Below are 8,969 nucleotides of genomic sequence, written 5' to 3' on the forward strand. Positions count from 1 at the left end.
TGATACATGAGAGGCCCTGCTGGGCTTCTGCTTGCACGTCGCGCCGGTTGTACGGCGTCAGTGCGAAGTCGCAGATAGGGCAGTGGTCCTCGCACAGATGGACCGCGCGCTGCCGTGCGACGAGACGCAGGGACCACGGCCATATACACTTCGGCGGTCGTCGGCAGGGTCAGATGTGTATAAGGGACGGCTCCCCCCGCCGTCCGACCCCATCGGTGACGTCCTCGTCGACTGGTTCGCCCGGGCCGCACGCGACCTGCCGTGGCGCCGGCCGGACACCGACCCGTGGGCCGTGCTGGTCAGCGAGGTGATGCTGCAGCAGACGCCGGTCGTCCGCGTCGAGCCGGTGTGGCGCGAGTGGATGGACCGCTGGCCGACCCCTGCGGCGCTGGCGGCGGCGTCGCCGGCCGAGGTCATCCGCGCCTGGGGCAAGCTCGGCTACCCGCGGCGGGCGCTGCGGCTGCGGGAGACCGCCGTGGCCCTCACCGAGCGGCACGGCGGCGTCGTCCCCGCTGACGTGGCGGCCCTGGAGGCGCTCCCCGGCATCGGCACGTACACCGCCCGCGCGGTCGCCTGCTTCGGGCACGGGCAGCCGCAGCCGGTCGTCGACACCAACGTGCGACGGGTGGTGGCCCGGCTGGTGCACGGCCGGGCGGAGGCCGCGCCGGCGCGGGCGGCCGACCTGATCGACGTCGCCGCGCTCGCCCCGGACGACCCCGAGCGGGCGGTGCGCTTCTCGGTGGCCGTGATGGAGCTCGGCGCGCTGGTGTGCGTGGCCCGGATGCCGCGGTGCGCGGCCTGCCCGGTGCGGGGGGACTGCGCCTGGCGGCTGGCGGGCTACCCGGCGTCCGACGGTCCGCCCCGCAGGGTGCAGAAGTTCGCCGGGACGGACCGGCAGGTGCGCGGCCGGCTGCTGGACGTCCTGCGGGCCGCTGAGGGTCCCGTGGCGGCCCCGCAGCTGGACGAGGCCTGGGACGACGCCGCCCAACGGTCCCGCTGCCTGGATTCGCTGCTCGCCGACGGGCTGGTCGAGCAGACCGCCGACGGCCGGTTCACCCTGCCGGCGGGTTGATCATCGGCGGGTGGCCGCCCGACACGCCGACAGCGGCCGCCACTGGCCGATGAGCACGGACGAGTGAGCACCTGCGGTCGCCGACACGGGGGGACACGCCGGGCTGGGCGACCACAACTGCCCACTCGACCCGGAGACAGCTGCTCAGCCGCGGCCCGGACGACACCTGGCCGCGGCGTCGCCCTCCAGGACGACGGTGGAGACGACGAAGGGGCCGCCTCCCACTGGGAGACGGCCCCTTCGTACGGGCTACCCGAGGATCACTCGGCCGGGCCCTCCTCGTCGCCACCGGACAGCGCGACCGGCGGGGTGTCGGGGAGGTCGATCGGCTTGGCCTCGCCGCGGAACGTGAACCGCTGGTCGGCACCCTCGCCCTCGACGTCCACCACGATGATCTGACCGGCGGTCAGCTCGCCGTAGAGGATCTTCTCCGACAGCGCGTCCTCGATCTCGCGCTGGATGGTCCGGCGCAGCGGCCGGGCACCCAGCACCGGGTCGAACCCGCGGGCCGCCAGCAGCTTCTTGGCGTCCTGCGTGATCTCCAGCGACATGTCCTTGTTCGCCAGCTGGCCCTCCACGCGGGCGACCATGAGGTCGACGATCTCGATGATCTCGTCCTCGGTCAGCTGGTGGAACACGACGATGTCGTCGATGCGGTTGAGGAACTCCGGCCGGAAGTGCTGCTTGAGCTCCTCGTTGACCTTGAGCTTCATCCGCTCGTAGTTCGACTGGGTGTCGTTGCCGACCTGGAAGCCCAGACCCACGGCCTTGGAGATGTCCCGCGTACCGAGGTTCGTCGTGAGGATCAGGATCGTGTTCTTGAAGTCCACGATCCGGCCCTGACCGTCGGTGAGCCGGCCGTCCTCCAGCACCTGCAGGAGCGTGTTGAACACGTCCGCGTGCGCCTTCTCGATCTCGTCGAAGAGGACCACCGAGAACGGCTTGCGCCGCACCTTCTCGGTCAGCTGGCCGCCCTCGTCGTAGCCGACGTAGCCGGGAGGGGCACCGACGAGCCGCGACACGGTGAAGCGGTCGTGGAACTCACCCATGTCGATCTGGATGAGCGCGTCGTCCTCACCGAACAGGAACTGGGCCAGCGCCTTGGCCAGCTCGGTCTTACCGACACCCGAGGGGCCGGCGAAGATGAACGAGCCACCGGGACGGCGCGGGTCCTTGAGGCCGGCCCGCGTCCGCCGGATCGCCTGGCTGACGCTCTTGATGGCCTCTTCCTGGCCGATGATCCGCTTGTGGAGCTCCTCCTCCATGCGCAGGAGGCGGGTGGTCTCCTCCTCCGTGAGCTTGAAGACGGGGATGCCGGTCCAGTTGGCCAGCACCTCGGCGATCTGCTCGTCGTCGACCTCGGCGACGACGTCCATGTCGCCGGCCTTCCACTGCTTCTCGCGCTCGCTCTTCTCGGCGAGGAGGGTCTTCTCCTTGTCGCGCAGCGACGCGGCCTTCTCGAAGTCCTGCGCGTCGATCGCGGACTCCTTCTCGCGGCGGATGGCCGCGATCCGGTCGTCGAACTCGCGCAGGTCCGGCGGCGCGGTCATCCGCTTGATGCGCATCCGGGCGCCGGCCTCGTCGATCAGGTCGATCGCCTTGTCCGGCAGGAAACGGTCGGAGATGTACCGGTCGGCCAGCGTCGCGGCGGCGACGAGGGCGCCGTCGGTGATGCTGATCCGGTGGTGCGCCTCGTACCGGTCGCGCAGCCCCTTGAGGATCTCGATCGTGTGGGTGAGCGTCGGCTCGCCCACCTGGATCGGCTGGAAGCGGCGCTCGAGGGCGGCGTCCTTCTCCAGGTGCTTGCGGTACTCGTCGAGCGTGGTGGCGCCGATGGTCTGCAGCTCACCGCGGGCCAGCATCGGCTTCAGGATGCTGGCGGCGTCGATCGCGCCCTCCGCGGCACCGGCCCCGACGAGGGTGTGGATCTCGTCGATGAACAGGATGATGTCGCCGCGGGTGCGGATCTCCTTGAGGACCTTCTTCAGCCGCTCCTCGAAGTCACCGCGGTAGCGGGAACCGGCGACGAGCGCGCCGAGGTCCAGCGTGTAGAGCTGCTTGTCCTTCAGCGTCTCGGGGACCTCGCCCTTGACGATCGCCTGGGCCAGGCCCTCGACGACGGCGGTCTTGCCGACGCCGGGCTCGCCGATGAGGACGGGGTTGTTCTTGGTCCGCCGCGAGAGGACCTGCATGACCCGCTCGATCTCCTTGGCCCGCCCGATGACCGGGTCGAGCTTGGAGTCGCGCGCGGCCTGGGTCAGGTTGCGGCCGAACTGGTCGAGCACCAGCGAGGTCGACGGGGTGCCCTCGGCCGGGCCGCCGGCCGCGGCCGGCTCCTTGCCCTGGTAGCCCGAGAGCAGCTGGATGACCTGCTGGCGGACGCGGTTGAGGTCGGCGCCGAGCTTCACGAGGACCTGGGCGGCGACGCCCTCGCCCTCGCGGATCAGGCCGAGCAGGATGTGCTCGGTGCCGATGTAGTTGTGGCCGAGCTGCAGCGCCTCGCGCAGGGACAGCTCGAGCACCTTCTTGGCCCGCGGGGTGAAGGGGATGTGGCCGGACGGGGCCTGCTGGCCCTGGCCGATGATCTCCTCCACCTGCTGGCGGACACCCTCCAGCGAGATGCCCAGGGACTCGAGAGCCTTGGCGGCGACACCCTCACCCTCGTGGATCAGCCCCAGGAGGATGTGCTCGGTGCCGATGTAGTTGTGGTTGAGCATCCGGGCCTCTTCCTGGGCCAGGACGACCACGCGGCGGGCTCGGTCGGTGAACCGTTCGAACATCTGCTGCTTCTCCTCTGACCGGCTGGTCCGGCGCTGCCCTCCCCTGATGGGGAGGAGCACCCGACGTCCGTCGGCGCGCGGGGCACCGGTCTTTCCACTGTAGTCGCGGACTCCGACCCTCCGTCGGCACACGCGGCGTCCGGAGGAGAGGAGCTGCCCGGTCCAACCGATGGTGGCGGACCGGTGTTCCGGACCGGTTACGCCGACAGCGGACGGCGCGTCTCCGACAGCCGCGCCCCGCCCAGGCCGGTGGTCCGGTTCGTCCCCGCCGACAGCGGACGGCGCGTCACCGACGCCCCGCGTCGAGGCCCTCCTTCAGCAGGTGAGCGCGAGGCAGACCCAGCAGAGCGGCGAGTCCTCGTCGCCGTCGTCCGGCCACACCCACAGGGCCGGGTCGAGCAGGGTGACCGGGGCGAGGCAGAGGGCCCGGCCGGCGACCAGCCCGGCGTCCCCGACCGCGTGCAACCGGCTGGGTGCCGTCCCGCCCCAGGGCGAGCGGTGGGCGGCCACGTCCACACCGACGGTCCAGCGATCCGTCCCGGGGACGGCAGGACGGCGGGACGCGGCGGACCAGGGCCCCTCGACGGTGCTCACTCGACCACCAGCCGCACGCCGTCGACGGCCAGCGTGTCGGCGAGCCGGGCGAGCAGCTCGCGGGCGTCGTCGTCGGCCGTGGCCAATGGCAGGAGGCGGACGGTGACCTGCCGGTGACCTCGGCGCTGCAGCGCCACGATGCTGCCGCACAGCAGGTCCGCGGCGAGGACGTCGAGGTGTCCCCGCGCCCGGATCACCCCCTGGCGCTGGTCGAGGCTGGCGGTGAAGCTCGGGGCCTGGGAAGAGGGGTCGGCGGTCGCGCGGCCGACGACGTCCCCCGGGCCGTGCACAGCGGTGGTCTGGGCCGCGTCCTGGCTCATGACCCAACCGTCACGAATCAGTCCGGTACCCCCTAGGGCCGAAAGTCCCTGTTCCGGACCGCCGGTGACGCAACGTCACCTGACGACGGCGGCCCGGCACCCCTCCGAGAGGGTGCCGGGCCGCCGTCGGCCTCCCCTGCAGGGTCCCGCCCCGAACGTGCGAGGGGTGGAGGCAGGGCGGCCCCCGTCCAGAGGCTCACCCCGAGCTCGGTGAGGCGCTGGAACGGCCACTCTCCAGGGGCCCGCGCCGAGCCTGCGAGGCGCGGGGAGGAGAGTGGCCCTTCTTCAGTGCGCGGCCTCGTAGGCCTCCACGATGCTGGCCGGGATGCGCCCGCGGTCGCTGACCGCGTGGCCGTTCTTGCGGGCCCAGTCGCGGATCGCGCCGGCCTGCTCGCGGTCCATGCGGCCGCCGCCACCCGTGGCGCGGGACCGACCCCCGCCCGAGGCCCGGCCACTGCCGCGGCCGACCTTGCGGGCGGCCTGCACATAACGGGAGAACGCGTCTCGCAACTCCTTCGCGTTCTTCTCCGACAGGTCGATCTCGTAGCTGGTGCCGTCGAGCGAGAAACTCACCGTCTCGTCCGCGGGCACGTTCTCGTCGAGGTCGTCACTGAGGATGACCTGGACCTTGCGCGCCATTCGTCGTCTCCACTCCCACACCGCTCCGCAGTCCGGGGACTTTTGCCCCCGGACTCGCAGCCCTTTTCTCTGTCGGAGACGACCATAGACCATTCGCGCCGAAGAGAAACACACCACGCACAATGGGGTGAGAATAGGCACCGCCCGGTTCAGGACGAGAGCGGCCGCACCAACGGGAAGAGGATGGTCTCCCGGATCCCCAATCCGGTGAGCGTCATCATCAGCCGGTCCATGCCCATCCCCATGCCACCGCTCGGCGGCATCCCGTACTCGAGCGCCTCGAGGAAGTCCTCGTCGAAGGCCATCGCCTCGGGGTCGCCCTGGGCGGCGAGGCGGGACTGGGCGACCAGGCGCTCGCGCTGCGCCACCGGGTCGACCAGCTCGGAGTAGGCCGTCGCCCGCTCGACGCCGGCGATGTAGAGGTCCCACTTCTCGGCCAGGCCCGGCTGCGACCGGTGCGCGCGGGTCAGCGGTGAGGTGTCCAGCGGGTAGTCGACGACGAAGGTCGGTTCCTGCAGCGTGTCCTGCACCAGGGCCTCGAACAGCTCCTCGACGACCTTGCCCGGCACCCACGCGGGGTCCACGCCGACGTCGTGCCGCCCGGCGAGGGCACGCAGGTGCTCCACCGGCGTCTCGGGGGTGACCTCCTCGCCGACGGCCTCGGAGACCAGCGTGTAGAGCGGCACCTGCCGCCACTCCCCCGACAGGTCGATCTCGGTGCCGTCGTTGTGCCGCGCCACGTGGTCGCCGAACAGCGCCTCGCTGCACGCCTGCGTCAATTCGCGGGTGAGCGTGGCCATCACCTGGTAGTCGGCATAGGCCTGGTACGCCTCGAGCATTGCGAACTCCGGCGAGTGCGTGCTGTCGGCGCCCTCGTTGCGGAAGTTGCGGTTGATCTCGAAGACGCGTTCCAGCCCCCCGACGATGCACCGCTTGAGGAACAGCTCCGGTGCGATCCGGAGGTACAGGTCGAGGTCGAATGCGTTCATGTGGGTACGGAACGGCCGTGCCGCGGCGCCCCCGTGAACCGTCTGCAGCATCGGCGTCTCGACCTCGAGATAACCGCGGTCGGCCAGTTCCCGGCGCAGCGTCGACATCACCGTGGCGCGCTGCCGCACGGTGCGGCGCGCCTCGTCGCGGACGATGAGGTCGACGTAGCGACGCCGGACGCGCAGTTCCTCGCTCATCGGCTTGTGCGCCACCGGCAGCGGCCGCAGCGCCTTGGCGGTCAGCTGCCAGGAGTCGGCGAACACCGAGAGCTCGCCGCGCCGCGACGTCCCGACCTCGCCCTCGACGAACACGTGGTCGCCGAGGTCGACGTCGGCCTTCCACGCGGCCAGCGACTCCTCGCCGACCCGGTCGAGGGAGAGCATCACCTGCAGCTCGGCGTCGCCCTCACGCAGCGTCGCGAAGCACAGCTTGCCGGTGTTGCGGACGAAGATCACCCGCCCGGTGACGCCGACCCGCTCGCCGGTCATCGTGTCCGGCTCCAGGTCGGGGTGCTCCTCCCGGACCGCGGCCAGCGTGGTCGTGCGGGGGACGGCGACCGGGTAGGGGTCGACGCCGGCCTCGCGCATCCGGTCGAGCTTCGCCCGGCGCACCCGGAGCTGTTCGGGGAGTTCGTCGTCGATCGGTGTTCCCGCGCCACCCGGGGGCTGCTCACTCACGGGAGCCGAGCCTACGGGGAGGCCGGTCAGCGGGCGGGTGGGTGACCGAGAGCCTGGTGGCGCTCGAAGGCCAGCCGCAGCCCGTGCACGGTCAGGTCCGGCTCGCGCTCGCCGATCGAGCGGCAGCTGTCGGCCACCAGGGGCGAGAGCCCGCCGGTGGCGACGACGACCGGTGCGGCGCCGAACTGGGCGACCAGCTCGGCGGCGATCCGGGCCACCAGCCCGTCGACGAGGCCGGCGAAGCCGAGCACCAGTCCGGACTGCAGCGCCGCGACGGTGTTCTTGCCGATCGCGTGGGCCGGCACGGTGAGCTCCACCGAGCGCAGCTGCGCCGCGCGGCTGGCGAGCGCCTCCAGGCTGACCTCCACCCCCGGGGCGAGCGCACCGCCGAGGAACTGGCCGTGGGGACCGACCGCGTCGACGTTCGTGGAGGTGCCGAAGTCGACGACGACGACCGGGCGCCCGCCGCCGTCGGGACGCCGTCCGTACAGCTCGTGCGCGGCCAGCGCCGTGACCACCCGGTCGGCGCCGACCTCGCGCGGGTTGTCCACGTGCAGCGGGACGCCGGTCCGCACGCCGGGGCCGATGAGGACCACGGGCACGTCGAGGGAGTCCAGCAGGGAGCGCAGCGCGGGCAGCAGCGCGGGCACCGTCGAGCAGGCCGACACCCCGGTGACCTCGGTGTCGCGCAGCAGCCCGCGCCAGAGCATCCGCAGCTCGTCGCTGGTGGCCCGCGGCGCCGTCGTCACCCGCCAGCCGCCGACCCGCCGCGCACCGTCGAAGGTGGCCAGGACGGTCTGGCTGTTGCCGACGTCGACGGTGAGCAGCACTCCTCAGCCCGCCCGCAGGTCGAGGGCGAGGTCGAGGATCGGCGCGGAGTGGGTCAGCCCGCCGACGGAGAGGTAGTCGACGCCGGTCTCGGCGACCGCGCGAGCCACCTCGAGGGTCAGGCCGCCGGTGGCCTCCAGCTCGGCCCGGCCGCCGACCAGCGCCACGACCTCGCGGAGGACGTCGGGCGGCATGTTGTCGCAGAGCAGGAAGTCCGCGCCGGCCTCGACCGCCTCGACCGCCTGGGCGGGCACGTCGACCTCGACCTGCACCGTCACCCGCGGCGCCCGCTCGCGCACCGCGGCGACGGCGGCGGCCACCGAGCCCGCGGCGGCGACGTGGTTGTCCTTGACCATGGCGACGTCGTAGAGCCCCATGCGCTTGTTCGACCCGCCACCGCACCGGACGGCGTACTTCTCCAGCGGCCGCAGCCCCGGCGTGGTCTTGCGGGTGTCGAGGACGACGGCGCCGGTGCCCTCGACCGCGTCGACCCAACGGCGGGTGAGGGTGGCGATGCCGCTGGCCCGGCTGGCGATGTTCAGCGCGCTGCGCTCGGCGGCCAGCAGCGCGCGCACCGGCCCGCGGACGGTCAGCAGCACGTCCCCCCGGGCCACCCGGTCGCCGTCCGTGGCGCCCGCGGTGAGCGTGGCGCCCGGGGCCAGCCGGGTGAAGACGCGGGCGGCGACCGGCAGGCCGGCCACGACGCCGTCCGCACGGGCGACCAGGTCCGCGGTGCCCAGCTGCGCGGCAGGCACGGTGGCGGCGCTGGTGACGTCGTGCGCGACGGCCAGGTCGGGGGCGCTGGACAGCGGCGCGCCGCCGGTGAGGTCCTCGGCCAGGGTGCGTTCGACCAGCTCGGCCACCCACGCCTCCGAGAGACCGGTGCCCTCCAGCGACCGCGGGTCGGCGCTCGCCGTCTCGCCCCGCCCGCCCAGCGGTGAGCTCGCACGCTCGCTCACCGTGTCGCCCCCGTCTCTTATACACATCGGACGCTGCCGACGACTCATTACGGGTAGAACTCGGTGTGCGCCCGTCCGTTCAAAATAACAAAACCATATAATCACGCATT

General features: G+C 72.3%; 8 protein-coding genes. 1 reads left to right on the forward strand and 7 read right to left on the reverse strand.

The window, feature by feature from the left end:
- Positions 1 to 175 precede the first annotated feature (175 nt).
- Entirely contained in the window at positions 176 to 1,072 is an 897-nt protein-coding gene (locus CNO22_RS23055) for an HhH-GPD family protein (protein WP_100501616.1), read from the forward strand.
- 260 nt (positions 1,073 to 1,332) lie between these two features.
- Here CNO22_RS23055 and CNO22_RS23060 read toward each other — a convergent pair whose 3' ends face one another.
- The 7 genes from CNO22_RS23060 to nadC all read right to left on the reverse strand — a co-directional run bounded on the left by CNO22_RS23060 (position 1,333) and on the right by nadC (position 8,859).
- On the reverse strand, positions 1,333 to 3,852 hold the full coding sequence (locus CNO22_RS23060) for an ATP-dependent Clp protease ATP-binding subunit (RefSeq protein WP_100501617.1): 2,520 nt from the start codon (positions 3,850 to 3,852) through the stop codon (positions 1,333 to 1,335).
- A 315-nt stretch (positions 3,853 to 4,167) separates the two neighbouring features.
- Positions 4,168 to 4,446, reverse strand: coding sequence for a hypothetical protein (locus CNO22_RS23065; protein ID WP_232807282.1), 279 nt, complete (start codon positions 4,444 to 4,446; stop codon positions 4,168 to 4,170).
- Positions 4,443 to 4,766 (reverse strand): hypothetical protein, encoded by a 324-nt coding sequence (locus CNO22_RS23070; protein WP_100501618.1) that lies wholly within the window; start codon positions 4,764 to 4,766, stop codon positions 4,443 to 4,445. The genes CNO22_RS23065 and CNO22_RS23070 overlap by 4 nt, the downstream gene beginning before the upstream one ends.
- A gap of 285 nt (positions 4,767 to 5,051) precedes the next feature.
- Positions 5,052 to 5,405, reverse strand: a complete 354-nt coding sequence (locus CNO22_RS23075) for a histone-like nucleoid-structuring protein Lsr2 (protein WP_100501619.1) — start codon at positions 5,403 to 5,405, stop codon at positions 5,052 to 5,054.
- Positions 5,406 to 5,554: 149 nt separating this feature from the next.
- Complete coding sequence (gene lysS / locus CNO22_RS23080; RefSeq protein ID WP_100501620.1) at positions 5,555 to 7,072, reverse strand: lysine--tRNA ligase; 1,518 nt, start codon at positions 7,070 to 7,072, stop codon at positions 5,555 to 5,557.
- Positions 7,073 to 7,098: 26 nt separating this feature from the next.
- A complete protein-coding gene (locus CNO22_RS23085) occupies positions 7,099 to 7,902 on the reverse strand; it encodes a type III pantothenate kinase (RefSeq protein ID WP_100501621.1) in 804 nt (267 codons plus the stop codon).
- A gap of 3 nt (positions 7,903 to 7,905) precedes the next feature.
- Entirely contained in the window at positions 7,906 to 8,859 is a 954-nt protein-coding gene (nadC, locus tag CNO22_RS23090; RefSeq protein WP_232807283.1) for a carboxylating nicotinate-nucleotide diphosphorylase, read from the reverse strand.
- Positions 8,860 to 8,969: the final 110 nt, after the last annotated feature.

Origin of the sequence: Geodermatophilus chilensis, assembly GCF_002802985.1 — a bacterium.
Classification (GTDB): domain Bacteria; phylum Actinomycetota; class Actinomycetes; order Mycobacteriales; family Geodermatophilaceae; genus Geodermatophilus; species Geodermatophilus chilensis.

Bases quoted from the DNA above. Each gene is read 5' to 3' on its own strand.
- CNO22_RS23060 (WP_100501617.1), bottom strand. From the start codon at position 3,852: ATGTTCGAACGGTTCACCGACCGAGCCCGCCGCGTGGTCGTCCTGGCC.
- CNO22_RS23070 (WP_100501618.1), bottom strand. From the start codon at position 4,766: ATGAGCCAGGACGCGGCCCAGACCACCGCTGTGCACGGCCCGGGGGAC.
- CNO22_RS23075 (WP_100501619.1), bottom strand. From the start codon at position 5,405: ATGGCGCGCAAGGTCCAGGTCATCCTCAGTGACGACCTCGACGAGAAC.